We start from the raw sequence: 26,306 nt of genomic DNA on the forward strand, positions 1-26,306 counted from the left end.
CGCTAGACTGCCCCGAACCGAACGGTTAGGCGCAAAAAGCGAACGGGGATATGAAATGAGCTTGCACGAAGTGAAAGCACTACTTTTCGACGTGTTCGGAACGGTGGTCGATTGGCGGGGCGGAGTAGCGCGCGATGCGGCATCTTTTCTTTCCGAGTATGGCCGCGAGGGTGCGGATCCGTTCGCGTTCGCCGATGCATGGCGCCGCCGCTATTCGCCGGCGATGGAAGAAGTGCGCAGCGGGCGGCGCCCCTTCACACGGCTGGACGTGTTGCATCGTGAGAACCTCGAGGCCGTGCTGCCCGAGTTCGGCATCGATGCGGCGCGTGTGCCGGCCGAGGCGCTCGACGCGCTGAACCTCGCTTGGCACAGGCTCGATCCGTGGCCCGATTCGGTGCCGGGCCTCGCGCGGCTCAAGGCGCGCTATATGATCGCGCCGCTCTCGAATGCGAACATCCGGCTGATGCTCGATATGAGCAAGCGCGCGCAATTGCCTTGGGATGCGATTCTCGGCGCCGAAGTCGCCCAAGCCTATAAACCGACCGCGCAATCGTACTTGCGCACCGTCGAAATACTTGCGCTGCGTCCCGATGAGGTTTGCCTGGTGGCGGCCCACAATGGCGATTTGGCCGCGGCGCGCGGATGCGGATTGAAGACCGCATTCGTCGCTCGCCCAACCGAACATGGTCCCGCTCAAACGACGGATCTCGCCGCCGAGCAAGCGTGGGATGTCGTGGCACGCGACTTTATCGACTTAGCCGCGCAACTGGGGGCGTGACGCCGTCGCCGCTAGTGCTGGTGCGGCCGTGGGAAAAGCGGATAAGTCAGCAGTGCGACGCATCCCGCCACGAGCCACACGAACGACCACGAACTGGCGGCCAGCAAATGCGGCAGCAAAAACGGCACGAGGAACATCCCCGCATAGACGAGCGCGTTGGCCATGCCGAGTGCCGTACCGGCGCGGGCGGGGCCCGCGAGCGTGGCGAGTTCGGCGTAGGCGACGCCATGCCATGCGGACACGCACACACCCGCGAAAACGATCAATCCGACCACCAACGCAATCGATACCGCGTGTCCCAACGCCACGGCCGCTGACAGGGCGCAGAACGAGGCGGCCGCGACGAGGGTCGAGCCGCGCAGGTAGCCGCGGCGATTACCGCGACGGTCGGTATGACGCCCGCTCCACAGCCGCATGACGATCGCGCCGGCTTGCAGCGCGGCCATCGTGGCGCTGATCCCGGCGATGCCGAGATGGCCGAAGTCGTGCAAAAAGACGGTGGCGAACGTGAGCACGGCCAACTGCGGCATGCATAACACGCCGATGCCGAGCGCCACGCGCCAGATCCCGATGTCGCGCAGCGGCGTTCGCTGCGGCGCGAGGGTGGCGCCCGCGGCGGCGGCTGCATGAGGCGGCTCATGCAGCCAAACGATGGCAAGCGCCGCGGGCACCGCGCACAGCAACGCCAATGCGCTGTACACGGCGGCGAAGCCGTGCGCCGAGGCAAGCCATGGCAATAACGATGCGCCGATGCCCCCGCCGAGCGGTACGGCGGTTTGCCGGATGCTCATCGCGATGCCGCGCTCGCCTTCCTTGAACCAACTCATGATCGCGCGGCCGCTGGAGCCGTTGACGCTGCCGCCGAGTAAGCCCACCCAAGCCAAGGCGATAACGAGCAGCGGCAACGCGGGAACCGAGGCGGCCGACGGCACCATGAATAGCGCCATCGACAACAGCGCGAGCGCGGTTGCGAGCAGGCCCGCGATCAGAACGGGCCGGTCGCCGAATCGATCGGTGGCGACGCCCCACGGAAGCTCAGACAACGCAATGCCGAGGCCGGTGGCGCCGAGGGCGATCCCGAGTTGGGCGTTCCCGAGGTGGTACCCCGTGCGCATCCAGACCGCCGTGGTAGGAATCCCGGCCGCAGCGGCCGAAAATCCCGCGTTCGCCGCGACGCCGACGCCCAGCACCTTCCAGCGATGCGCGGCGCCGAACGTCTTGCGCGGCGCCTTGACGAGGTATTGCGTATCCATCCTTGAACTCCCATGAGTTTGACGGATGCAGTCTCGCACCCTATGATCATCCTGAAAATCGGATAATTTGAAATCGATCATCCGGAAATTCGGGACGATCGGGAGCGAGGGAATGAGTCAAACCAACTTCGACGTGGCCGCGTTGCGCAGCTTTGTCACGGGAATGGATTTGGGCAGCTTCGCCAAGGCTGCCGACCGAGTTGGGCGCTCCACGTCCGCGGTGAGCGCGCAGATCAGAAAGCTCGAAGAGCAAGTGGGGGCGCCGCTCTTTCGCAAAGCGGGCCGGGGCCTAGGGTTGACCGATGCCGGCGAGGTCATGCTGCGCTACGCGCGACGGCTCGTCGAGTTGAACGACGAGGCGGTCTTCGCGGCGCGCGGGACCGATCTCGAAGGGTGGGTGCGGCTCGGATTGCAAGAGGACTTCGCCGAATCGGTGTTGCCCGGCGTGCTGGGCCGATTCGCCCGAGCGCACCCGAAAGTGCGCATCGAGGCGCGTGTGGGGCGCAACGCCGATTTGACGGCGCGGCTCGATGCGGGCGAGCTCGATCTTGCATTGGTGTGGGACGACCGCGACGTGTCGGTGCAAGCGCGGCGGGCCGCCGGTCGAAGCGTGGAAGTGGCCAAGCCCCCGATGCGGTGGATCGGATCCGAGGCCTTGCAGTGGTCTCCCGGCGGCGAGGAACCGTTGCCGCTCGTGTTGTTCGACGGCGCTTGCATGGTCTGCTCGCTGGCGACCGACGCGCTCGATCGCGCGGGGATTGCCTGGCGCGTCGCGATGACTAGCCCGAGCCTCGCCGGCTTATGGGCCGCGGCCGCCGCGGGGCTCGGCATCACCGTGCGCACGCCGCATGGACTGCCCGCGTCCGTTCGCACGCTCGAGCCGGGCGAGTACGGCTTGCCGGCTTTGCCGTCGCTGGGATTGACGCTGCTGCGCGCGTCGAGCACGGCGCCGCCGCCCGTCGAGCAATTGGCGGCAATCGTCGTCGAGGCGGTGCGCGGCTATGCAAGCGCCGACGGCACGCAGGGCGTCGCGGCCTGAACGATCGACGCGGGCGGCTCGTCTACCCGCGCGTGCCTCTTGCAATTTCATCGCCGGCATCGGGGGCGAGCCGGCGCGTAATGGGAATCGAGCCGAGCGAACATAGGCCGACGACCAGGAACGACGGCCAGAAGTCGGACCATTGGGCATGGGTATGACCATGCAGCGCGCGTGCGATCTGCAAGACGATCCCGCCCACGGTCACCCCGAGGCCGAGCGACATCTGCTGGACGACGCTGCCGAGGCTCGTGGCGCGTCCGACGTCTTGGCTCCCGATTTCCGCATAGATCATCGAATTGAGGCTCGTGAACTGCAGGGCCGGGAAGAACCCCCCTAGCAGCACGACGAGCCAGATTATCCAGAGCGGGGTTCCCGGAAAAAACGTGCCGTAAGCCGCGATCGCGATGCCCGAGAAGACGGCGTTATAGATGAGCACTGTCCGGAAGCCGAAGGCGCGCAACACCGGAGAGGTCAGCGAGCGCATGAACATACTGCCGAACGCCGAGGCGCAGGTAATCGCGCCTGATTGAAACGCCGACATGCCGAGCCCTTCCTGCAAGGCCAGCGGCAACAAAAAGGGCACGGCGCCGAGCCCGATCCGAAACATCGATCCGCCGAGCACGCTCGCGCGAAAGGTCGGCACGGCGAGCAGCTTCAAGTCGAGGACCGGCCGCGGAGCGCGCTGCGCATGGAGCACGTACAAGGCGAGCAGCAGCGCGCCTGTCACGCACATCTCGTAGGCTGTGCGATCGGAGACGAGATCGCTGCCGATCAGCGAAAGACCGAGCAGCAATAACGATGCGCCGCTTGCGGAGAGCAGGAACCCGAGCCAGTCGAGCGGCCCGGGATGCGGTTCGTGCGTGTTGACGATATAGCGGTTCGTCAGATAGATGCCGAGAATACCGACGGGGACATTGACGAAGAAGATCAAGCGCCAGTGCAGATAGGTGGTAATGAAGCCGCCGAGCAGCGGCGCCGCGGCCGGCGCGAACATCGCGGGCAGACTTAGGTAGTTCATCGCGCGCACGAACTCGGTCTTGGGCACCGCGCGAAAGATGATGATTCGTCCGACCGGCACCATCATCGCCCCGCCGATCCCTTGCAGAAAGCGCGCGAGCGTGAAGACGTGCAGCGAATGGGCGAAACCGCAAAGGATGGAGCCGGCGACGAAGATGCCGATGGCCGTTCGAAACACCGTTCGCGCGCCGAAGCGGTCGGCGAGCCAGCCGCAGATGGGGATGAACACGCCGAGGCCCAGAACATAGCTCGTGATCGCCACCTTCAACGCCACCGGGTCGCTACCGAAATCGCGGGCCATCGACGGCAACGCGGTGACGATGATATTTCCGTCGACGGACTCCATGAACATGGCGCAGGCCACGATCAGCGGGGCGATAAAGGCTTTGATGGCAAGCGGCATGGACAAGCGGCGCTGCTAACTTCGAGGCATGGGCGAGGACGCGAAGCGTCGATTATGCGCCGAGTTTGGCGATCTTGCCTGGCCTTGCGTAGCCGTTGTTGCGTGCGCAACGAAAAGCCGGCCCGGCGGCGAGGCCGGGCCGGCCGCACCGCTCTTTAATGCGCGAACGAATGGCTGTTGATATACGACGCCAGGTTCGAGATGATGAAGCTGCCCCAGCCGGTCGGATAGTCCCAACCCTTCGCGGCCTTATACCCGTACCCCTGGTAGCCGTTGTTGCCGGAGATCACGTCATGCACGAGCGTCGGCGTCGATTTCACCGCGCTGTAGATACTCGAGGCGGGGAAACCCAGCGAGTTCGAATGCGCCGATTCCAACCGCGCCCACAATCCGACGAAGATCGGCGACGACAAGCTCGTGCCGCCGATCTGTTGGATCTGGCCGTAGTTGTAGACGAGCGCGCCCGAGCCTTGGGCGGCATCGAACGAGATATCGGGCACGGCGCGCCCGGTCGGCGTCGGGCTGACGCTCAGCGAACTCTGCCACGAAGGCCTCGATTCGACTTGGCTGATGCCGCCCGTCGAGGCCCATAGCTTGCCGTTGCCGTCGAGCCCTTCGTTCCACACGGTTTCGCTCGCCCACGCGCCGCTCGACGTGTAGAGCGTCGTGCCGCCGACCGAAATGACGTTCGGCGACGAGGCCGGCCACGAGATCGAGTAGGTGCTGCCGTCCGGATAGCCGCGGTTGTTGCATTCGTAGGCGCCTTCATCGCCCGAGGACACCGAGAACGTTTGCCCTTGCGCGACCGCCGTTGCGAAGATCTGATCCTCGGCGGCGACCGTGCCGTCCGCTTGCGCGTCGGTTTCGCACCAGCCCAGCGAAACGTTGATAACCTTCGCCGTGTTGTCGCTGACGGCTTGGTTGAACGCTTGCGTCAAGCCCGTGTTGCCGGAGGCGCTCTGGTCCGCTTCATAGAACAGCAACTGACTCACGGCGCCGCCCGCGGCCCCCACGACGTCTTGGCTATCGAGGTCCCATTCGCCTTGGCCCTCCTGGTCGTCGCTGTAGTCGCCGTTCGGATCGCCCGTTTGCACGGCCGAAACGTTCACGGTGGGCAGGTTGTTCGCCTGAGTGAACTGATTCAAGTCCTGCGTCGCTTGATACGCCCCGCCGATCGTGATGATGCCGACCGCGGTCTTCGAAGCCGTGGGCAGGCTCGTGGCGCCGTAGATTTTCGGCCATTCGGTCGGATAGTGGCCCGTCTCCGTGCCCGTGGCGAACGTCTTCGCTTGCGTCCGGGGACCTCTGACGGCCATCGTATGCGCGCGCGTCACGTTTTGCAGCCCGAGCACGGACAGGACGGTGCCGCCCAGTTCTTCAGGCACCTCGGCGGGCGCCGAATTGGCGAAGACCGTGCGCTCGCCCTTGCGGAAATGAACGAGCGGGGTGTTGAACGCCGTCTTGACCGATCCGGCCGTACCGTCGGCGGAAACCAAGAGCCGATTCTTCGAGACGCGGATATTGACGAAGCCGCTCTTGCGCAGGTACGCGACGACCTTTTGCACTTCGGCTTCGGTCGGTGCGTAGTCGGCAAGGAACTGCTTCTGCGTCAGGAAGTGATGGTACTGACTGTTGCCCTGCTCGTTGACGGCCAAACCAAGCGCCTTCAATCGGCTGAGGTTGCGCACGCGCAGGCTGACGACCACGTGTGCCGCTTCGCCCGCAGTCGCCTGTGCTTCAGGCGCCGCCGCGAACGTGCGCATCTGCGCCGGCGTGAGAAATGCCTTCGTTTCCGTCCCGACCCAGGTCGTGGGAGTGCTGGCCGCGTGAACCGGCAACGCGGCGACGACGAGCGGCAGTGCGAGCGCCGCGGTTTTGCAAATAGCTGGTACCGACCCCTTCGATTTAACTGTCGACTTCAATTTGAGCTCCTAGGATTGCAACGCCAAGAGACGCCATATCCGCGGGATAGCGGTGAGTCAACGGATTCAAAATTTGCTGCCGTCTCGAGCCATCGTTTCGATTGTGGAGTTAATAAAAACGCTCAACAATTTATTGAGCATTAATAACCTAACAAGCCAAAAAGGTGGCCGTGTAGCTGTTAGGAGTGGTAGTGGAAATGATGGTCTGTATGTGCTGCGAGCGCCTTGCGCTGTCTGGTCTAGGTCCGCCGACCCAAGCGGAGCCGATCCCGCTTGGTGCCGGTATATCGATTCTATAAATCGATATAAAAATATTTCGATTGATCGCTCCGGTATTTGCTTGTCGATTTCATTGCGATGCTGGTTGGCTTATCTTTAGTATTACCATTTCAAGAATATGGTGTCCGGCTTGTAATTTGCTTTTTCGTCTTTTTGCTCATGGCCGATCCGCATCATCGTAAAATCGGCCCAAATCGCGCTTGAGCGCGTGCAGCGCCGTATCGTCGAGGTAGATCATGTGACCTGTCGCGTAGTAGGTCGTGTGGACGTTCCCGCGTAGCGACGGCGGCAGGCCCATGTGAGAGAGGTCGTACTCGGTTGCAAAAAAGGGCGTGGCGAGATCGAAGTAGCCGTTTGCCGACAGGACCTTCAGATGGGGGTTTTGGCGTAGCGCTTGGGCGAGATCGGCCGCCGCGTAAGGCACCTCGAGCGATTCGCCCCACCACGCATGATGCTTCCAGTTCCAACTGTCGAGCACTTGGTCGTTGAAGACCCGGTAGGCGGTATCGCTCGTATAGCGTAGATCGCGTGCCAAATGCTCGTGAAAGGCCGCGTTGAACGCGCTCGAGATGTATTTTTCCGAAGGATCGTAGTCCGGCGACGAGGCGTCCTCGTCATAATCGATTCCCTCGAAGCGGCTGTCGTACCGCCCCAGGCTGCGCGCTTGACCGAGCAACAGTTGTTTGCGGAAATGTCCGGGCGACACGCGCAGCCGCGCCCTGACGACATAGGCGGCGTCGAGCCCCGTGTACAGGGCGATACGCGCGGCGATCGCGTCGCGTTCTTCATCGGGCAAGGCATCGCCTTTGGCGAGCGCGGCGGCGTACGGTCCTTGCGCGAAGTCGCGAACCTCGTCCAAGAAAGCGCTTAGATCGGCGGGCTTGGGCGCGCCGAGCTTGTCGTGGTACCAAGCCGTCGCGGCGAACGAGGGCAGGTAGCGGACATACATCAGATCGAGCCCCGGTGCGTGCATGCCCGAATTGAGCACGGACGAAAGCAGTACCACCCCGTTCAGCGAGATCTCGTGTTGTCCTAGGCGGTAGGCCAGCATGGCCGCACGCGCGGTGCCGTACGATTCCCCGATCAAGTATTTCGGCGAATTCCAGCGGTCGTTGACGGTCAGATAGCGGTCGATGAATCGGACGAAGGCATCGAGGTCGCCGTCCACACTCCAAAAATGCTTGCTGTTACCGTTGCCGGCGAACCGCGAAAACCCCGTGCCGACGGCGTCGACGAACACGAGATCCGTCTTGTCGAGCAACGAATCGGGATTGTCGGCCAGCGCATACGGCGCGGGCGGGGTCGCGCTCGGGCTCGACGTATGGACCCGCTTCGGGCCGAAAGAACCCATCAGCAAGAAGACGCTCGCGGCGCCCGGGCCCCCGTTGAATAGGAACGTGACCGGGCGCTTGGCGCTCGCTTCGCGCGAGCGTTCGCTAAGGCCGCTTGCCGTGTAAGCCACATAAAAGACGCTTGCCTCGGGCTGGCCTTTGTCGTCGCGCAGTACGAGGGTGCCCGCACGCGCCTGATAATCGAGCCGGCGGCCGTCCAGGCGCAGCGCGTGCTTCGTGACGACCGAGGTCTCGCGCGGCTCCGGCACGCTGTCCGCTGCCTGCACCGCGGAGGAAGGCTGCGGCGCACTCGCCGCCCTCTGTTCCGGCTCGGCTTGGGCATGGCCGGCGGCATACGCCTGCCCGCTCGGTCCCATCAGCAGCGCGAGGGTCATGGCGGCCGTCGTGGCCTTGACTAGGCACATCCGGGGCGGGAAGAGGGTAAAAGGCACGTGCATGGCCGCTCCTGGGGCGGGTGAACTTAGATAACATGTCGGCGACCGACACTCTCATGGCAAAGGCGTTTTCTCATGCCCATCTTCCCGCTGGCCACGAACGATTCCGCCGATGGAAAACGCAGACAACGCATCGCGACGCTGCTGCTCTACACGTTGCTCGTGGCGGTTGCGCTGTGGGTCATTCGCTCGTTCATTCCGTCGATCGTCTGGGCACTCGTGATCGCCATCGTCATCTGGCCATTGTTGCAGCGGTTGAGTTCCCCCAAGCAAAGTCCGGTTCGCGCGAGCGCCATCGCTTTCACGCTAACCACCGTCGTCGGCTTGTTCGTCGTGCTGCCGATCGTCGGCATCTTCACTCAGGTGCTGCATGAGACGCATCACCTCATGCAGTGGCTCACCGATATCGAGCAAAACGGTATCGCCGAACCCGGCTTCTTGAGGCAGATGCCGTTCGGCAAGCAGATCGCCGACTGGTGGCAGGCAAACCTCGCGCTTCCGTTGCAAGGATCGCCGGCCATGCAGGAACTGCGCGGCGGCCATGTCGCCACGGCGGGGCGCCAGTTCGGCAAACTCGCCGTGCGCGGCGTCGTGCATTTCGGCTTTATGCTGCTCACGCTGTTCGTCGTCTTGCGCACGGGCCCTCGTGCATCGGAACAAATCGGCAAAGCCGTGCGGCGCGTTTTCGGCGCCGACGGGACGCATTTGGCCACACGAATGGCCGCGGCCGTGCGCGGCACCGTGACGGGGCTGGTGGTGGTCGGTTTCGGCGAGGGGTTGCTGATAGGCATCGCCTATGTCGCCGCGGGCCTGCCGCACGCGGCCGAACTCGGGCTCGTGACGGCCGTCGCCGCGATGCTGCCGTTTTGCGCCCCGATCGCCTTCGGGCTCGCGGCGCTATGGTTGTTCGTGCATGGGCAGATGGCCGGGGCCGTTGCCGTATTGGCGACAGGCAGCGTCGTCGTATTTCTGGCCGAACATTTCGTGCGGCCGGGACTCATCGGCAGCACCACCCGGTTGCCGTTCCTGCTCGTCTTGTTCGGCATCCTCGGCGGAGCGGAGACGTTCGGCCTCGTCGGCCTGTTCATCGGTCCCGCATTGATGACCGTCCTGACGGTGCTGTGGCGCGAGGCGCTGCGCTGAAGCAGGGTTACGCGCTTGGCACGCGTTTGGAACGCCAAGCGCGTTATCGGGCCCGCCGCGCCGGGCGGGCTGAGGCGCAGCGTCTCAGACCTTCTCCGGCACCGGATTCCTGAAGCTCACATTGAGCAGATTCCACGCGGTGATCGAAATAATGACGAATCCCAGTTCCGCGATCTCTTCATCGGAAAAATGCCGGCGCAAGCGAGCGAAGGCCTCGTCGCTCGGGTCGGTGTGCGGTACGTTCGTGACGAGTTCCGCCCATTCGAGCGCGGCCCGTTCGCGTTCGTCGAAAAATGGCGCTTCGCGCCACCCGGCGACGGCATTCAAATGCCGAGGATCGGCCTCGCTTTTGATGAGATCGCGCCAATGCATGTCGATGCAATAGGCGCAGCCGTTGATTTGAGAAACGCGCAACTGGACGAGATCGATGAGGCGATGCCCGAGCAGGTCGCGGCGCAAGCCCGTCGAAAGCTGATACAGATGACGAAACGCCGAGGGCGCGAGTTGCGGATAGTTGATACGAGCGGTCAGAGTCATGGCATTGCCCTTCGATTGAAAGCGGAACGCCGCCCCATGCGGTGTCCTTGCATGGCAAGACGAGAACTTTCGCTTGCCTGTGACAGGGTTCGCCGCTTTTTTATTGCGCGGGTTGCTGCGGCACGCCCTTGAGCTTGTCGGGATTACGTATCGCGTAGATGCCGACGATGCGCTCGCCGTCCGTCGCAAAGGCCATGGCCGATTCGAGCTTGCCGTCCAGATAGCGCAGCAAGCCCGGTTCGCCGTTGATGAGCGCATGGCGGTAGACCAATTGCGGTCCGTTGCGCCGGGCCGTGACCCAGAAGAGATTGGCGATACGGAAGGCGCCGTGCAGCATCTTGAGGACGGCCGGCACCTTGCCGCCGCCGTCGCCCACGAGCTCGACGTCTTCGGCCAAGAGCGCTTGGATGGCGTCGCGCTCGCCGGAGCTCGCCGCGCGAATGAATTTCTCGACGACGCGCCGGTGCGCTTCGCGCGGGACGTCGAAACGCGCGCGCGTGCGCTGCACGCGTTCCGACGCGCGATGGACCATCTGGCGGCACGCAGCCTCGGTTTTGCCGAGCAGGGCCGCGATCTCGTCGTAATCGTGATCGAATACCTGACGCAGTAAAAAAGCGGCCCTTTCCTCGGCCGATAGGCGTTCCAGCACCCAGAGCAAGGCAATCGAAAGATCGCTCGCCAATTCGGCGGCCGTTTCGGGCGTGCGTTCGTCGCTCGCCTCGACGAGCGGCTCGGGCAACCACCATCCAACGTAGGCTTCGCGCTCGGCCTTCGCGGCACGCAACCGGTCGATCGAGAGCCGCGTGACGACGGTGACGAGCCAGGCCTCGGCCGAGCGCACCGCCGAACGATCGGTGTCGTGCTGCCAGCGCAGCCAGGCATCCTGAAGGACGTCTTCGGCGTCGGCGCGCGTACCGAGCATGCGGTAGGCGATCGAAAACAGTCGGGGCCGAAGCGCCGCGAACGGGTCGGATTCGGTGGGAGGGCGGGCGGGATCGGTCGTCATATCGGTCGCGGCTATCGGCGTGGAAGTACTGAACGAACCTTAGACGCGGTGCCCCGCCGTCTTGTGACAGATCCCTTCGCGATGACGGCTAGCCGCGGCTCGGCATCGTCAAGCCGAATTCTCGGGCAAGGATCTCGGGAAGCTCGTTCGATGTCACGGTACGCTTTTCGGTGCGGCCGTGCGAGACGATTTTGAAGCTGTCGCCGCCCAAGATCTTGCGTCCGGTCTCCGTCATCAGCACGGCCACGGTCATTCGTACGAAGATCGCATCGGGATGCGTCGAATTCAGGTAATTGGCCGGCGCGAAATCGATCCATTCCTGCGGCGAAAGGTCGAACGCGTATTGGTTCGTCCACTGCCCGTCGACCTTGGCTTGAAGCAAGTAAAAACCGTCCTCGCCCAGGCTGAGCTTGAACGTGTCGTCGTCCTGAGCCACTTCCACGTCCAAGGCCGACAGCGACATCGGCGCGCGAATCCCGTAGCTGCCGAAGCCGAGGTCGCAGAGCCAGCGCTCGCCGCCCAGGGAGAGAACGAGGCCCATGTGCGTGCGGGGCCGGCGCGCCGGGTAAAACATCGGTCGCGCGGCGACGAACTGATAGTCGATGCCGAGCGATTCCAACGCCATCGCGAACAACCCATTGACCTCGTAGCAATAGCCGCCGCGCTTGCGGCCGACGATCTTTTCGACGATTTCTTCCGGTACGAGCGATACGATCTTGCCTGCCTGCACGTCGAGATTTTCGAATGGGACGGAGAACAATTGACGCCGCATCATGCGAGCGACGGTGTCGAAATCGGCCTTCGGGGTTCCCGTGAAGTCGATACGGTCGAGGTACTCCGCAAGGGAGAAATTATCGGCGTGCATAGGTGTGGCCAGTCCTTCCAAACAGATAGTGAGTAGTCGTCGCAACGAAGCGCGTTTCGTCTCTCGTCGATCAGGCTCGCCGCAGGTATTGCGCGGCGATCGAGACGGCCTCTTGCACGGCCGCCGCGTCCACGTCGAGATGGGTGACCCAGCGTTGGCGCGTGGAACCGTAGGTCGATACGACGCCGATGCCGTGCCCCGCGAGATGCGTCGCGAAAGCCGGTGCAATGGAGGCCTCGACGTCCACGAAGACGATGTTCGTATCGGGCTCGGAGACGGTGAGACCGGGCAGCTCGGCCAAGCCCTTCGCCAACGTTTTTGCGTTCGCGTGATCCTGCGCCAGCCGCTCGATGTTGTGCTCGAGCGCGTAAAGGCCCGCCGCGGCAAGGATGCCCGCCTGCCGCATGCCGCCGCCGAGCATTTTGCGCAAGCGGCGCGCGCGCGCAATCGCGGCTTTCGATCCGACGAGGACCGAGCCGACGGGCGCGCCTAGGCCTTTGGAAAGGCAGACCGATACCGTGTCGAACGGCTGTGCGAGCGTTGCGGCCGGCACGCCGAGCGCGACGGCCGCGTTCATGAGCCGCGCGCCGTCGAGATGGCAAGCGAGCCCGTGGCGCTTCGCCAACGCGGTTGCCGCCTGCACGTACTCGGTGGGCAGGATCTTGCCGCCGATCGTGTTTTCGAGCGCCAGCAAGCGAGTGCGCGCGAAATGCGGATCGTCGGGTTTGATCGCCGCTTCGATGGCGGCGAGCGCCAGCGTGCCGTCCGCGGCATTGTCGAGCGGCTGCGGCTGAATGCTGCCGAGCACGGCGGCGCCGCCGGCCTCCCAGCGGTAGCAGTGGGCCTGTTGACCGACGATGTATTCGTCGCCGCGCTCGCAATGCGTCATCAGCGCGATCAGGTTCGACTGCGTGCCCGACGGCACGAACAGGCCCGCTTCCTTGCCGATCAGCTCGGCCACGCGCGACTCGAGCCGCTTCACGGTCGGGTCGTCGCCGAATACGTCGTCGCCTACCTCGGCCGCCGCCATCGCGGCGCGCATGGCGGCGCTGGGGCGCGTGACGGTGTCGCTGCGAAAGTCGTACTTGAGTGTCGTTGTTTCCACGTTCGATCTCCTATCCCGAAGCGCTGCGAAAGTGTGCTCATGATGGCACGACCTGGAGCCTGTCCCTATACACAACAGGGCCGAATCTGTTACATAACAGATTTTTCCGTTTCCCTTGCGTTGGCGCCATGGACTTTCCCGATCAGCCCGTTCCTCTGTATCTCCAACTAGCGGAGCGGCTGCTCGACGCGATCGACCAGGCCGCGATGGAGGAGGGCACGCGGCTGCCGTCCGTGCGCACGCTCGCCGCGCAGCATGCGATGAGCGTATCGACGGCGCTCCAAGCGCTGCGCTGGCTGGAGACACGGGGGCATATCGAAGCGCGGCCTAGGTCCGGGTATTTCGTCGCGAAGCGCTCCAAGCGCGGCAAGCGCGCGAACGGAGCGGCCGGTACGGCCGGCGCGCGAGGGGCAGGCGCGAGCCGATGGGCGCGGCCGATGCCGGAACTCGACGCGCAAGCGCGCGATCATTTGGCGATCGCTGGGGCGCCCGCCGCGGTGCGGCTCGATTTGGCTTCCGCCGAAACGGCGCTGTATCCGGTCGACCGGTTCAGCGTGTTGTTGCGCCGGCTGGCCTACCAGCACCGCGACCTCGTCGGCTCGCATGTGCGCGGCACCGGCTACCCTGCGTTGCGCGCCCAGATCGCGCGGCAGGCCATGCAGTACGCCTGCGAACTCGATCCTGACGAACTGGTCGTGACAAACGGATGCGTCGAAGCCTTGAATCTCGCATTGCGCGCGGTGGCTCGGCCGGGCGACCTCATTGCCGTCGAGTCGCCAACTTATTTCGTCCTCCTGCAAATGCTGCGTGCGCTCGAAATGCCCATCCATCCGGTGCCGGCCACCGCGGATCACGGTATCGACGTCGATGCGCTCAAGGCGGACCTCGATCGCGGTGTTCCGATCAAAGCGGTGGTCACGGTTGCCAACTGCAACAACCCGCTCGGCAGCGTACCGAGCGACGCGCGCAAGCGCGCGCTCGTCGCGCTGCTGCGCGAGCACGACATACCGCTGATCGAGGACGATATTTTCGGCGATCTGTGCTTCGGGCAGACGCGGCCGCGCCCCGTGCGCGCGTTCGACGAAGCGCATGGAAACGTATTGCTTTGCGGCGGGTTTTCGAAGAGCCTGTGCCCGGGGTTGCGGCTGGGGTGGATCGCGGGCGGGCGTTATACCGAGCGCGTCAAGGCGCTGAAGTACACGACGAGCATGGCGACGGCCGAGCTTCAGCAAGCGGCCGTCGCGGAGTTGCTCGCCACGGGCGGATACGCGTTGCATTTGCGGCGCTTGAAAGCGGCGCTGCGAAACCAGCATAAAGCGCTGCGCGAAGCCGTGTTGCGGCATTTCCCGGCGGGGACCGAGGTGACCGAGCCGGCCGGCGGCCTCGTCTTATGGGCGAAGCTGCCCGCCTTCGACGGCCAGCCCCGCAGTACGCGCACGCTATTCGAACGAGCGCGAGCCGAAGGCATCAGCTTCGCGCCGGGTCATTTGTTCGGCGAGGGTGCCGCATTCGACGATTGTTTGCGCTTGAACGCGGGCAATCGTTGGACCAGTGAACTGGACGCCGCGGTGCGGCGCCTCGGGGAGTTGGCGATGCGGGCCGAACGTTCAGCGCATTAACGAATCGAACGCGCCCAACAACCGGTCGATGTCCGCCGCGTTTATCTCGCCCATGGTGGAGATGCGAAAGAGTTGCTTCGATAGGTCGCCTTGCCCGGCGTAGATGACGAAGCCCTGCCGTTTCAGCCCGTCGTGCAGCGTTTCGTAGCCGATCCCAGCAGGCAGCGCATACGAGCGCAGCACGACCGACGATTGCTCGGCGGGGAGAATGGAAGCAATCCCGCGTGAGGCAAGGCCGCTGCGTACTTGCTCGGCCAACGCCGCGTAGCGCGCATGCCGCGCCCGAAGGCCGCCTTGTTCGTCGAATTCGCGCAGGGCTTCGACGAGCGCGTAATACGCATGCACGGACGGCGTAAACGGCGTGCCGCGCTGCGCTTGCAGCTTGGCCAGGCGCGCCAGATCGAGGTAGTAAGTACGGCTCGCCGCTTGTTCGAGCGCTTCGCGCCGCGCCACGACGAACGCCGCCCCCGGCACGCCGTGCAGGCACTTGTTGGCGGTGGCCGCGACCGCGGCAACGTTCGCTTCGTCGAAATCGATCGCCTCGGCCCCGAAGCTGCTGACCCCATCGACGAGCAAGCGCGCGCCGTGCGCGCGGCACAACGCGCCGATCCGAGCGAGGTCGTTCAGGCGCCCCGTCGTCGTTTCGTGATGCACGATCGCCACGTGCGAAAACGGCCCGTTCGCATCGAGGCACGCTTCGATGCGCGCGAGATCGGGCGCCTGCATCCAATCGTGCAACACGCTTTCATATGCGATGCCGTACTGCTTCGCGATGTTCGTGATGCGCTCGCCGTACACGCCGTTTTGCACGACGAGCAATTTGCCTTGCCGCGGCACGAGCGACGCGATCATGCTTTCGACGGCGCCCGTTCCCGACGCCGTCATGAGAACGGCCGACCAATCCCGGGCATCGAGTTCGTACACGCTCAGCAAGCGCGCCCGCGCTTCATCCTGCAGGTCGTAAAACTCGCTCTCGCGATGGCACAGATCGGGCTGCAGCAAGCTTTGCCGGACGCGATCGGACAAGGTCACCGGGCCGGGGTTCAGCAACAGCGTTTTCATCGTGACGGATCCTTAAACCGCGCCGATATGGCGCATCAATCGTGCTTTGACTTCGACGGGCGAAATCGTGGGGCGGGGCAGGCCGTCGGGTGTGCCGCGCCGAATCGCAAGCCGGGCGAAGCGCGGGCCGCTGCGCGCGCCGTCGTTCGCACCGCCCTCGAAAAGCGCATCGACGAGCGATAGGTCATCGCCTTCGATGGCCGAAGCATAGCCGCATGCCGCCGCAACGCCGGCAAAGGAGACGTGGGGCGACACCGTTGCTTGGCCGCCTGTCGAATCGTGTGCGCCGTTATCGAGCAACAAATGCGTGAGATTCGCGGGGCCGTACGCGCCGAGCGTGGCGAATGCGCCCATTCGCATCAGCGCCGCGCCGTCGCCGTCGATCGCGACGACATGCAAGTCCGGCCGTGCGAGCGCGAGGCCGAGCGCGAGCGGCGTCACGCATCCCATGGAACCGACCATATAAAGCTGATTCGGCCGATCGTCGAGGGCGTACAGTTCGCGTCCGCAAAAGCCTGTCGATGCGAGTACCACGGTGGAGCGAAGCGGCGTGTGCGCGATCACGCGTTCAAGCGCATCGCGCCGCGACGGCAAGCCGTCTTGCGGCGCGCCGCGCCAATCCGATCGCGCCGCGCAGGCGCCGCTGCGCGCGGCGGCGCGATCGTCGAGCGCATACGGCGACACGCTGCCCTTTTGCATGACGAGCGCATACGGGCGGCCGGTCTTGTCCATATGCTCGACGGCGCGCGCGAGCGCGGGCTCGATCGCCTCGACATCGCGCGGGAACGGCTCCCAGGGGATCTCCATCGTTTCGAGCAGCGCGGGCGTGATCGGCCCCATAAGCGCGTGTTGCGGTTCGTCGGCGCCCCCGGGCTCGCCGCGCCACGTAACGATCAGAAGCTGGGGCAGCCGAAATGTCCACGTGAGCGAGGTCAGCGGGCTGACGGCATTGCCGAGCCCCGAGTTCTGCATCATCGTGATGCCGCGCGCGCCGTCGCGTGCGCCCAACGCCACACCGGCGATCAGTGCGACGGCATCGCCTTCGTTGGCCGCGCTGACGTAGTGCAGCGACGGATCTTGCAGCACGTAGTTGATGAACGGCGTCAGAAACGAGCAGGGCACACCCGCATACCACGTGAATCCGCGGCTGCGGGCCGCTTCGACGAATTGCGCGGCTTCGATCATGCGGTTCCACCGTTCGTGTTGCGCCCCACGGCGAACGGCGTTTGCGCATGCGCGAAGTCGCCGGCACGCCGGAAATCCTCGAGGTCGTTCACGCCGCACCAATGACCGTGCACATACTGCACCTCGATCGTCTCTCCCGCATCGATGAGCGCGTTGAGCAGCGCGGGCACATCGAGCGAGTCGAAATCGGGCTGCCGCCGCAGCTCGGCGAGCATCGCACGCATGCGCTCGACGCCGTGCCCCCGAACGCTGAGCAGTCCTATCCACCGGCCGTCGGGCGGCGCCGCGCCCGGCTTGCCGCTGTGGATGCGCTGAAGCAAGGTCTTGCGTCCGAACAGCGCGCGATCGTCGGGTGCGGAGCAATAGGCGAAATCGCGCACGCTCTGATTCGATGCATGCGGTTGCGACGAATCGACGACGACCGTAAACGGCGCATCGCTTTCGGCGAGATCGCGCAGGATATAGCTGCGAAAGAGCAAGTCCCCGTACGAGAGCACCGTATCGGCCGTCAATCGGCCCGCATCGACCGCGCACGCGAGCGAGGCAAGCTCGCCGGTCTGCGCATGCGCCTCGTTGACGACCAGCTTGATCCCGGCGGCGTCGATCGCGTCGGCGCGATAGCCGCCGACCACGGTAATGTCGTTGACGCCTTGCTTTTTGAACGCATCGACGAGCCAACGCAGCAACGGCTTGCCGGCCACGGGCAGCATGACCTTGGGCCGCTCGGCCGTGACCGCTTCGAGGCCGCGGCCGCGGCTTGCGGCCAGCACGATCGCGGCGCCCGGTTTGCGCGCGGCCGAGAGATAAACGCGTTCGGCCGCCGCGTATTCGTCGGCATCTTGCAAGCGGAAGATTTCCTCCACGCTGGCGATGCGGTCTTCGACGTTCACGAGCGTCTCGCTATCGTGGATTTCCTTCGCGACGGCCTGCATCGACGAGGCGGCGGCGCGCACGAGATGGTTCGCCCAAATGACGGTGCTGATGCCGGCTGTGCGGAACACCTCGGTCGGCGTGCTGTAGTACTTCGTCGGAACGATGACGAGCGGCGCCCGGCCCGCCCACTCACGCGCGAATGCCAGGATTTCGTCCGGACGCGAGAGCTTGCTGTGGATCAAAATAGCGTCTGCGCCGGCCTGGCGATACGCCTCGGCGCGTTCGAGCGCTTCTTGCAATCCCCAACCGGCGATCAACGCTTCGACGCGCGCGACGATCGAAAAGCTTGCCTCCGACTGCGAATCCTTGCCCGCCTTGATCTTGCCGCAGAATTCGTCCACGTCGGCTAGCGGTTGGCGTTCGCCGCCGATGAAGCTGTTCGTCTTCGGGAATTGCTTGTCCTCGATACAGACGCCGGCGATGCCGCGCTGTTCGAGCTTGCGTACGAGGCGGCGCACGTTATTGAAATTGCCGTAACCCGTATCGCCGTCGAGCAGAATCGGCAGATCGCTCGCGTCGGCCATGAATTCGAGCGTGTCGACGACTTGCGTCCAACTGGCCTCGTTATTGTCGCGCACGCCGTATTGCGCGGAAATGGCGAGACCCGATGCCCAGATGCCTTTGAAGCCGGCCTCGCGCACGATCCGCGCGGACAATCCGTTGTGGGCCTCCATCAAGAATTCGAGCTCGTCGCTGACGAGCATCTCGCGCAGCCGCTCAAACCGCGAGCGCGCGCCGGTACCGGATTCGTATGCGCTCATCGTGCGACTCCCGCGGGTTGGGTCAGGCGCGGCAGCACGTCGGTCTCCGCGCGCGCAACGTCGCCCGGAAAGTCGATTTCGATCCACGGCAGCCCCGTGACGTCGGCCACGTCGTAATGACGGCCGCCCTCGAGCAGCAGGTCGCGCACCGCTTCCTCGTGCGGCATGTTTTGCCGGCCGCTCGCCACGTATCCGGCGACGATCTGCGCCAGCCTGCGCGCGGTTTCCTCGCGAAACCGGAAGAAGCCGACCGATTCGCCGATCGTGTCGTATTGCAGCCCGACGGCTAGCTGCTTGCGCAATTCCACGGGCACCCCTTGCTTCAGGCAAAGCTTCACCGGCTCGTCGCCCGTTTCGAAATCGCGGTCGATCAGCAGCCGGTCCGTGCTCGGTCCGGCCACGAGCGCCCGCAAGATGGCTTCGTCGTACAGGACGTCGGCGTCCATCAGCAGCACGTCGCCGCCGCGCGTGAGCGCATCGGCCATCGTATGAACGGTCAGCACGCTACCGAGGTCGTAGCGTTCGTTCAAGACGACCGCAGGCCGCGGCTGCCATTCGATGCGATCGAGTTCGGCTTCGATCTGCTCCGGCTGGAACCCCAGCGCGAGCTCGACGTCCGTCACGCCGAGCGCGCGCAGCGCACGCAAATGGCGCTCGAGCAGCGTCACGCCTTGAAAGCGCAACAAGCACTTCGGGAATTGCTGTTGCGGCGGTTGCTGTAGGCGCAGGCCGAGGCCCGCGGCGAGAATGATCGCTCGCATGTTCTTCTTCTCCTAGCAAGAGCCGATCGGCGCGACGGCCAACTCACGCGTCAATCGGCAAGGGGCAAGCCGGGCGTGCGCCGGCGTCGCCAATCTCTTTCACTCCACTGCAAATAGAGCAGGCCCGGCAGGCCGAGCGCCAACTCGCGCGCGCGCTTCGCCAACGATAGCGCGAGCGCCGCGTCGGGCGTAATGCCGACGACATGCGCAAGCAACAAGTAGCCGCCTTCCTGCGCGCCGAGCGATCCCGGGATCGCGAAGGCGGCGCCGCGTATCGCCTGGCCCACGCTTTCGAGCAGCAAAGCATCGAGCCAGTTCACGGGGTGGCCGATGAAGCGCAGCGCGAGCCATACTTCGCCGATGCCCAGGAACCATCCACCGAGGCTCAGCGCGAAGGTGGCGGCGATCCGCCCGCGGCGGCGATACAGCGCGCGCACGGCGCGATCGATGGCGTCGGCGCCCGCGGCCGATGCCATCGCGCCGTGCGGACCGAAGAGCTTGCCGAGCAAGCGCGAAAAGCGGCCGAACAACCCGCGCTGCTGGGCATAGTAGAACGCCCCGACCGCAACGGCTAGCACACCGCTCGCGCCGAGCGCAGCAAGATGCAGCGCATGGACGGAAGCCGCGCCGCGCTCGCCCGCGAAAGCCGCGAACGCCACCAATCCGACGAGGGCGAAGGCGATTTGCGCGACCGACTGGACCGTCGTCGAAACGGTGACGGCGGCCGCGGCATCGTGCATCGCGAGCCCTCTTTGCGCGAGATGACGCGCCATCAGTACCGGCCCGCCGATTTGGCCGGCCGGCAATAAGCTGTTGACGGATTCGCCTACCCATCTCGCGCGCAGCGCGTTGAAAAAGGAGGCGGGGCCCTCGATCAGCACGGCAATGGCGGCCGCATCGATTATGAGCGGTACGACATGAAAAACCGCGACGAGCGCGAGCCCCCAGCCGGCCGTCGCGAGCGCCGCGGCGACGGCGCCCGCGCCCTGCCAGGCAAGCAATGCGACGAAAACCGCGGCACCGAGGGATAACAGAAGCGCGGCGGTGCGCGTCATGCGGTATCCGGGCTCGCGGACGGCCCGCGCTCGGCGCGAGGCGCGCGAAAGACCTGGCGGAATCCGAAATAGGCGATGGCGTCTTTCATGTTCGACACGAACCGGCGCCAGGGGCGCATGCGCGCGTCCGTCACGTATTCGAACGTCAGCGATACGCGCATTTCACCGGCTTTCGACGGCGTGATTCGGTGGCGCAGCTTGTCGCCGTCGAACAGCACGATCGAACCCGGCGGATACTGGATCGAACCCGCCACCGCTTGAGCGCCGGGCGTGCGCGTATGCAATTCGTAATCGAGACGGCACGACGAATCGTCGATTACGCCGATGAGCAGCGTGTAGCGCCGGCCTTCGTAGTAGGACGTGTCGTAATGCCAGCCGATGTGGTCGCCCTCGCGCGTGTAGTAATAGAGCGCGTAGGCGTGCGGATCGTCGTCGGGCGAGGGCAATAGCTTGTCGCCCGTGATCGTTTCGAGCCAATCGATGAGCGCGCGCGAGCGATACAGCTCGGCGATCCGCGGCGCCAGCCGATCGATCGTATGGCGGCTGACGCTGCCGCCTTGTTTATGGCCGGGTAAATAATTGCGATTGACGGCCGGCAGCAAGGCTCGCGCGCTATCGGCGAGGTAGGACGTCAGCTCTCGCGGCAGGAAGGTATCGAGGTAAAGAAAGGCGCCTTGTTCGACGAATTGCTGGCGCAACGCCTTCCGATCGAGGCCCTGGATGGGCGCGCTCAGCGCTTGTTCCACCGGCGAGATACCGGCCGGCTGCGCGGATGGCGGCACGCCGCCGTCTTGAACGCGCGCATTCACCGCGACACCCATGCTTCGCCGGCTTGCCGCTGCGGACGCGCGCGGCGCACGACGCGCCGGTAGTCGATCGATACCCACAGCGCAAACACGGGGGCGCCGATCGATGCGGCCACGAGAAACGGTTCGATTTCGCGGGTGAGGGTGACGAGCGGCAACAAATAAAGGACGTCTTCGGTTTCGAAGCCCGCCGCCGATGCTTGCTGCGTGCCGGCCTTACCCGCCATCGATTCGATCCGCATGCGCAGATAGAAGATCAGCGCAACCGCGATACCGGCGATCGCCCCGAGCCAGGTGGGCTGCGAAAGCGCGTGATCGCCGTGCATGGCCGCGACGCCCAAACCCATGCAAACGAACAATGCGATTGTCACGAAGGCATCGCTCGCCAAGTCGTAAAAGTGGCCGAACTTACTCGATTTGCCGCTGATACGGGCTAATTCGCCGTCCGTATGGTCGATAAAGTTGGACAGGACGATCAGTAGCGCACCCAAGTTGGTTGCTGTGAATCCGCCCCGCGCGAGCGCGGCCGCACCGGCGATGCCGACGGCGAGCCGGACCGTGGTGAGGTGATTCGGCGTGACGCGCGACGCCTTGAGCGGGGTGACGAGATGGCGAGCGAGCCGGGCGTCCCATGTTCTTGGCATGGGCGCGATGGCGCGATTGGAAGATTCGGCGCTTTTGTCCATCCGCAGAAATATATACGCTTTTACGGGGCCGTGCTCTCAAGCTCGACATACGGGGCATTCTAGCGGCTCGTCCGCCGGGCGCGAGCAATGTTACCGGCGACTCGCCGCGAAACGCGGTAAAGTCCCGCGCGTTCGTCTAAATTGGATTCGGCACGCTGCGTGCAGGGCAGCAAGCCCAATCGATTCTCGCAACCGGCCATCTTGCCCGGGCGCCACCGTCACTATGAACCGTTTTGCCTTTTCTATTGCTACCGCCATCGTTTTTGTCACCGGCGCTTCGAGCGCGCCCGCGTTCGCGACATCGCTCGACGAACCGCTGCATTGCGACCGGCCCGCGCGCGAATTCGTCGGGGCGTTGGAATCGCAAGGCCTCATCGATCCCCATCCCACGCATGTCGAAGCCAATTCGATCAATGCGTTCAACCCCACTCGCAACGCGGATTTGACGGCCTTCGGCTTTCACGTCTTCGCGATCGTCGGCTATCAGAAAGGCGATCCGATGTTCCATAAAGGCGACGGCAAGCCGCTCGCGGATTCGGCGTACGGCGCCGTCGTGCTGGGTTCGACCGATAGCGTCCAAGCGGCGGTCAGAGCGGGCGGCAGTTCGGCGATCGTCCATCATGTCGGGCCGTTCGTGACCGCGATTTTTTGTCAGGACGATGCAGGCAAGCCGGCCGATCAATAATGGGTCTTCGTATTCGGCTTCATTTCCCGGCAATTTGTTCTAAGGGTTAAACCGGCTTGTGCATCATTTTTGCCGGAGACGGCGTATCTAGGAAAACGATTCAGTTGGCAATATGCAACGATGCCGCGCCGGTGTGCGGCGCGGGATGGACTTGCCGACACGCTCGTGCAACCATCCTGTCCATCGCGTCGCAGTGAGTCGCGACGAAGAGTGCGAGGAAGGCCTAGCGCGATCCTATCGCCGATAAAAAGCAGCCGGGCGCGGCCCGGTTAAAGAACCTTTCTAATTCACTTGCCGGCTTGGAGCACTAGATGAAAAAGCACCTTATTTCGCTCGCCGTGTTGGGGGCGTTCGCTGCGCCCGCGTTCGCGCAGTCGAGCGTGACGTTGTATGGCTTGATCGACGAAGGTTTCAACTACACCAACAACGTGCAGGGCAGCCACAATTACGAACTTGCGAGCGGCTACGCCCAGGGTAGCCGTTGGGGCTTGAAGGGCTCGGAGGATCTCGGCAACGGCCTGAAGGCGGTCTTCCAACTCGAAAACGGTTTCGACGTCAACACGGGCCGCTTGAACCAAGGCGGCCGCATGTTCGGCCGGCAAGCGTACGTCGGCTTGTCGAGCGAAGCCGGGACGGTCACGCTGGGCCGTCAATACGATGCGCTCGTCGACTATCTCGCGCCTACCACGGGTAACGGCAATTGGGGCGGTTATTTGCTGTCTCACCCGTTCGACAACGACAATACGGACAATTCGTTCCGCGTCAATAATACGATCAAATACGCGAGCCCCGACTACGCCGGCTTTCAATTCGGCGGTACGTATAGTTTCAGTAACGATCCGGGCTTTTCGAACAACCGGCAATATAGCCTCGGCGGTCAATACCAGCGTGGCGGCTTGCTCGTTGCCGCGGCTTATTTGCAGGCGAACAATCCTGGGGTGACGGCGGGTGGGGCGATCGCGACGAACGACGCGAACTTCGTTTCGTCGCGCTTGCGCGTGTTCGGCGGCGGTATCAACTATACGTTCGGGCCTGCTACCGCCGGCTTCGTCTATACGAATACGAATATCAGCAACCCGACGGGCAACAACTCGTATTTCACGAGCGCCGACTCCCTGCTGCCCACGACGGGGCCGCTCGCCGGCGCCACGGTCAATACCCTGAAGTTCCAGAACTTCGAAGTCAACGGCAAGTATCAACTTTCGCCGGCGCTGTATGTCGGCGCGCAGTACATCTATACGATGGAAAATTACGACACGACGCTCGGCGGCGTGAAGCCGAAGATCCATACGTTCGGGCTGATGGTCGACTACAACCTCTCGAAGCGCACCGACGTGTACATCCAGGGCGCGTTCCAGAAGGTAGCGGGCGACAGCACCGGCTCTTCGCTCGATCACGCGTTGATTCCGGGCGCCGACGACTTGTCGAGCACCTCGAAGCAGGCCGTGGCGCGCGTGGGGATTCGGCACAAGTTCTAATTCGACGGAAAGCATCTAGACAGACTGATCGGCGGCGCGTTGGGGCGTCGCCGGTTTTTTGTATCGGCCCATCCGATGCCTGTGCGCGGATGGGCTTTTTTATTGTCCGCGGTAGTGTGCTCGCGCGCATTGCCGGCGTGGCGCGCAACTTGCATCGCGGCGTATTCTGACTGGCGGCTGCACGCAAAACATCGAACGATAAGGAGGCATAGGAAAATCATGGCCAATCCGCAAGAACTCGCCGCGCGGTTGCTCCAAGCGCGCCGCACGCATACGCCGATCGACCCGGTGTCGGTCGAGACCTGCAAGCCGGAGCATGCCGACGAGGCGTATCTCGTGCAGCAACTGGTGGTTGCCGAAATGGGCGGGTGCGCCGGGTACAAGATCGGCGCGGGCTCGCCGACGGCCGTGCCGACGTGTGCGCCGTTACCGGCGACGAGAGTCTTCGGCGCAGCGGCAGGCATCCGGGCCGGCGATTATGCCCGCATCGGGCTCGAACTCGAAATCGCTTTCAGCTTTGCCGACGATGTGGACCATCGGCTGTCCGAGCAGGCGGAGGAGGTGATCGACGCGATCGATACGATGTCGGTCGTCGCCGAGATCGTCGATAGCCGCTTCGATTCATGGCCTAACGTGGACCCGCTGCTTCAACTCGCCGACTTCCAGAACAACGGAGCATTGGTGATCGGCGATACGCGTCCATACGATCGCCATTTCGATTTCAGCGCGCCGCATGTGAGTTTTTACTGCGGCAACCACGAGATTTATCAAGGCGTTGCACGCCATCCGGCGGGCGATCCGCGGCGCTTGATCGCGTGGCTCGTGGCACGTACGCTCGAGACGGGTCATTCGATTCCCGCCCGCACGATGCTGACGACCGGCTCTTATACGCCATTTTATGTGGCGACAGGGCCGGGTGTCGTGCGGGGGAAGATCGAAGGGTTCGGCAACATCGAGTTCGAAATCAAGTAGCGGCCCTTCGCGTTCAAGGTGCGCGGCTTTCGTCTTACTCGCGCACCAAGCCTGCCGTCGCGGGTGGTCTCGATGCTTGCGGCTGCACGTGCTGAGCCGAGAGCGCGCGGCGCAGCCATTTCCTGCCGGGCAGTTCAATGAGCCGATGCGTCCAATGGCTGACCACGAGCAGCATCGCGAGCAATACGATCAGTTGCATGAGCGGCGAGCCGGCTAGTGCGCCGCTTGCCTTGCGAGCGAGCGATAGGCCCTCCATCGGGAAGCGTTGCACCATGTAGAGGCAGTATGAAATCTCGCCCAAATAGACGATCGGGCGGAGCGCCAGTATAGGCGCGAGAAAATCCGCATGCGACGACAAGGCGAAGATCAGCAGGGCGAGGCCCGCAACGGTCACGGTATCGCGTTCGAGGAAGACGCCGAGCGCGATCACGCCGATCGCGGCGAGGCCCAAGACCCGCGGCAGTGGGGCGAATCCCGAGCCGCGGCGCAGCCGGCATAACAATACGCCCGCGTAGAACTCTGGAATCAGTCGCGCGAGTCCTCCCGGCAACGAGAGTGCCGTGTCGGAGCGCCACTCGAGCAACGCTAGCGCGCCGGCCGGGACCAAAAGCAGCGCGCCGGCGACGAGCCGGTTGCGCGCGGGAGCCAATGCGACGAAGAGCGGGAAGAACACATAGGCGAACCATTCCGCGCTGACCGACCAGGCTACATCGTTCCAACCGGTCACGAATTTGAACGACCAAGCATTGAGTAACACCACATTCGCGGCGAGCGCCGGATAGGTGTTTTGCGCGGTGCCGATGAGATGCTTATGGAAAACGAATTGCCTGATGAAGACCAAGCCGATGGCACCCAGTAGCGTCACGAAATGGACCGGGTAGATGCGGGCAAACCGCGCGCCGATGAATGCCCGATAGTCGAGCGGTCTGCCATTGGCGTAGTTGTACGCGAGAATGAAGCCGCTAAGAATGAAGAACCCATCGACGCCTAGATATCCGTGATCGAACACGGCGAAGCGGGTGCCGAAATCGATGAATGCGCCGTTCTCGAAGGGAAAGAACAGATGGCGGGTAACTACCCAAAGCGCAAGAAAAGCACGTAGTCCTGTCAGTTGATCGATTTGTCCAACATTGCTGTCTCGATTCATTGGCGGATCCCTGTTTCGGTTAA

23 protein-coding genes are annotated in these 26,306 nt (G+C 64.1%); 7 read left to right on the top strand and 16 right to left on the bottom strand.

The window, feature by feature from the left end; all coding sequences use genetic code 11:
• Window positions 1-55: 55 nt before the first annotated feature.
• Complete coding sequence (locus DXT59_RS19955; protein WP_116138580.1) at window positions 56-778, top strand: haloacid dehalogenase type II; 723 nt, start codon at window positions 56-58, stop codon at window positions 776-778.
• Between the two features lie 11 nt (window positions 779-789).
• Here DXT59_RS19955 and DXT59_RS19960 read toward each other — a convergent pair whose 3' ends face one another.
• Entirely contained in the window at window positions 790-2,031 is a 1,242-nt protein-coding gene (locus DXT59_RS19960; protein ID WP_116138581.1) for an MFS transporter, read from the bottom strand.
• A 112-nt stretch (window positions 2,032-2,143) separates the two neighbouring features.
• Between DXT59_RS19960 and DXT59_RS19965 the strand changes: the two genes are divergently transcribed.
• Window positions 2,144-3,070, top strand: coding sequence for a LysR substrate-binding domain-containing protein (locus tag DXT59_RS19965; protein WP_116138582.1), 927 nt, complete (start codon window positions 2,144-2,146; stop codon window positions 3,068-3,070).
• A 22-nt stretch (window positions 3,071-3,092) separates the two neighbouring features.
• Here the strand turns inward: DXT59_RS19965 and DXT59_RS19970 are convergent, their stop codons facing one another.
• From DXT59_RS19970 to DXT59_RS19980, 3 genes are all read right to left on the bottom strand, one after another.
• Window positions 3,093-4,490 carry an MFS transporter gene (locus tag DXT59_RS19970; protein ID WP_116138583.1) on the bottom strand — a complete coding sequence of 466 codons (1,398 nt, stop codon included), beginning with the start codon at window positions 4,488-4,490 and terminating at the stop codon, window positions 3,093-3,095.
• A 155-nt stretch (window positions 4,491-4,645) separates the two neighbouring features.
• Window positions 4,646-6,412, bottom strand: coding sequence for a S53 family peptidase (locus DXT59_RS19975; RefSeq protein WP_116138584.1), 1,767 nt, complete (start codon window positions 6,410-6,412; stop codon window positions 4,646-4,648).
• A 436-nt stretch (window positions 6,413-6,848) separates the two neighbouring features.
• Window positions 6,849-8,480: a S10 family peptidase gene (locus DXT59_RS19980; protein WP_116138585.1), complete on the bottom strand. Its 1,632-nt coding sequence runs from the start codon at window positions 8,478-8,480 to the stop codon at window positions 6,849-6,851.
• Between the two features lie 72 nt (window positions 8,481-8,552).
• Here DXT59_RS19980 and DXT59_RS19985 point away from each other — a divergent pair, with 72 nt between their 5' ends.
• Entirely contained in the window at window positions 8,553-9,620 is a 1,068-nt protein-coding gene (locus DXT59_RS19985; protein ID WP_116138586.1) for an AI-2E family transporter, read from the top strand.
• Window positions 9,621-9,704: 84 nt separating this feature from the next.
• Here the strand turns inward: DXT59_RS19985 and DXT59_RS19990 are convergent, their stop codons facing one another.
• The 4 genes from DXT59_RS19990 to ltaE all read right to left on the bottom strand — a co-directional run bounded on the left by DXT59_RS19990 (window position 9,705) and on the right by ltaE (window position 13,133).
• Window positions 9,705-10,157 (bottom strand): carboxymuconolactone decarboxylase family protein, encoded by a 453-nt coding sequence (locus DXT59_RS19990; RefSeq protein ID WP_116138587.1) that lies wholly within the window; start codon window positions 10,155-10,157, stop codon window positions 9,705-9,707.
• Between the two features lie 100 nt (window positions 10,158-10,257).
• Window positions 10,258-11,163, bottom strand: a complete 906-nt coding sequence (locus DXT59_RS19995) for an RNA polymerase sigma-70 factor (protein WP_116138588.1) — start codon at window positions 11,161-11,163, stop codon at window positions 10,258-10,260.
• 88 nt (window positions 11,164-11,251) lie between these two features.
• Complete coding sequence (locus tag DXT59_RS20000; protein ID WP_116138589.1) at window positions 11,252-12,028, bottom strand: arylamine N-acetyltransferase family protein; 777 nt, start codon at window positions 12,026-12,028, stop codon at window positions 11,252-11,254.
• A gap of 70 nt (window positions 12,029-12,098) precedes the next feature.
• Window positions 12,099-13,133 carry a low-specificity L-threonine aldolase gene (gene ltaE / locus DXT59_RS20005; protein WP_116138590.1) on the bottom strand — a complete coding sequence of 345 codons (1,035 nt, stop codon included), beginning with the start codon at window positions 13,131-13,133 and terminating at the stop codon, window positions 12,099-12,101.
• 128 nt (window positions 13,134-13,261) lie between these two features.
• Between ltaE and DXT59_RS20010 the strand changes: the two genes are divergently transcribed.
• A complete protein-coding gene (locus DXT59_RS20010) occupies window positions 13,262-14,752 on the top strand; it encodes an aminotransferase-like domain-containing protein (RefSeq protein WP_116138591.1) in 1,491 nt (496 codons plus the stop codon).
• Here DXT59_RS20010 and DXT59_RS20015 read toward each other — a convergent pair.
• The 7 genes from DXT59_RS20015 to DXT59_RS20045 are packed head-to-tail and all read right to left on the bottom strand — an operon-like array spanning window position 14,741 to window position 22,001.
• Window positions 14,741-15,814 carry a 2-aminoethylphosphonate aminotransferase gene (locus DXT59_RS20015; protein WP_116138592.1) on the bottom strand — a complete coding sequence of 358 codons (1,074 nt, stop codon included), beginning with the start codon at window positions 15,812-15,814 and terminating at the stop codon, window positions 14,741-14,743. The genes DXT59_RS20010 and DXT59_RS20015 overlap by 12 nt on opposite strands.
• 12 nt (window positions 15,815-15,826) lie before the next feature.
• On the bottom strand, window positions 15,827-16,999 hold the full coding sequence (gene aepY / locus DXT59_RS20020; RefSeq protein ID WP_116138593.1) for a phosphonopyruvate decarboxylase: 1,173 nt from the start codon (window positions 16,997-16,999) through the stop codon (window positions 15,827-15,829).
• Window positions 16,996-18,693, bottom strand: a complete 1,698-nt coding sequence (gene aepX, locus DXT59_RS20025; protein WP_116138594.1) for a phosphoenolpyruvate mutase — start codon at window positions 18,691-18,693, stop codon at window positions 16,996-16,998. The genes aepY and aepX overlap by 4 nt, the downstream gene beginning before the upstream one ends.
• Window positions 18,690-19,454 carry a phosphocholine cytidylyltransferase family protein gene (locus DXT59_RS20030; RefSeq protein WP_116138595.1) on the bottom strand — a complete coding sequence of 255 codons (765 nt, stop codon included), beginning with the start codon at window positions 19,452-19,454 and terminating at the stop codon, window positions 18,690-18,692. Before DXT59_RS20030 ends, aepX begins: the two co-directional genes overlap by 4 nt.
• 50 nt (window positions 19,455-19,504) lie before the next feature.
• Window positions 19,505-20,509, bottom strand: coding sequence for a lysylphosphatidylglycerol synthase domain-containing protein (locus DXT59_RS20035; protein WP_116138596.1), 1,005 nt, complete (start codon window positions 20,507-20,509; stop codon window positions 19,505-19,507).
• Window positions 20,506-21,330, bottom strand: a complete 825-nt coding sequence (locus DXT59_RS20040) for a HalD/BesD family halogenase (protein ID WP_240324589.1) — start codon at window positions 21,328-21,330, stop codon at window positions 20,506-20,508. Before DXT59_RS20040 ends, DXT59_RS20035 begins: the two co-directional genes overlap by 4 nt.
• The gene (locus DXT59_RS20045) at window positions 21,315-22,001 is read right to left on the bottom strand and encodes a CDP-alcohol phosphatidyltransferase family protein (RefSeq protein ID WP_116138597.1); all 687 of its coding nucleotides are present in this window, start codon (window positions 21,999-22,001) and stop codon (window positions 21,315-21,317) included. The genes DXT59_RS20040 and DXT59_RS20045 overlap by 16 nt, the downstream gene beginning before the upstream one ends.
• 223 nt (window positions 22,002-22,224) lie before the next feature.
• On the opposite strand from DXT59_RS20045, the gene DXT59_RS20050 reads away from it, so the two are divergent.
• From DXT59_RS20050 to DXT59_RS20060, 3 genes are all read left to right on the top strand, one after another.
• On the top strand, window positions 22,225-22,686 hold the full coding sequence (locus tag DXT59_RS20050) for a hypothetical protein (RefSeq protein ID WP_116138598.1): 462 nt from the start codon (window positions 22,225-22,227) through the stop codon (window positions 22,684-22,686).
• A 311-nt stretch (window positions 22,687-22,997) separates the two neighbouring features.
• On the top strand, window positions 22,998-24,164 hold the full coding sequence (locus tag DXT59_RS20055) for a porin (protein ID WP_116138599.1): 1,167 nt from the start codon (window positions 22,998-23,000) through the stop codon (window positions 24,162-24,164).
• A 219-nt stretch (window positions 24,165-24,383) separates the two neighbouring features.
• Complete coding sequence (locus DXT59_RS20060; protein WP_116138600.1) at window positions 24,384-25,136, top strand: 2-keto-4-pentenoate hydratase; 753 nt, start codon at window positions 24,384-24,386, stop codon at window positions 25,134-25,136.
• Window positions 25,137-25,170: 34 nt separating this feature from the next.
• On the opposite strand, the gene DXT59_RS20065 is transcribed toward DXT59_RS20060, so the two are convergent.
• On the bottom strand, window positions 25,171-26,283 hold the full coding sequence (locus DXT59_RS20065) for an acyltransferase family protein (protein WP_116138601.1): 1,113 nt from the start codon (window positions 26,281-26,283) through the stop codon (window positions 25,171-25,173).
• Window positions 26,284-26,306 lie beyond the last annotated feature (23 nt).

The sequence above is a fragment of the Trinickia diaoshuihuensis genome (assembly GCF_003390925.1).
GTDB lineage: Bacteria > Pseudomonadota > Gammaproteobacteria > Burkholderiales > Burkholderiaceae > Trinickia > Trinickia diaoshuihuensis.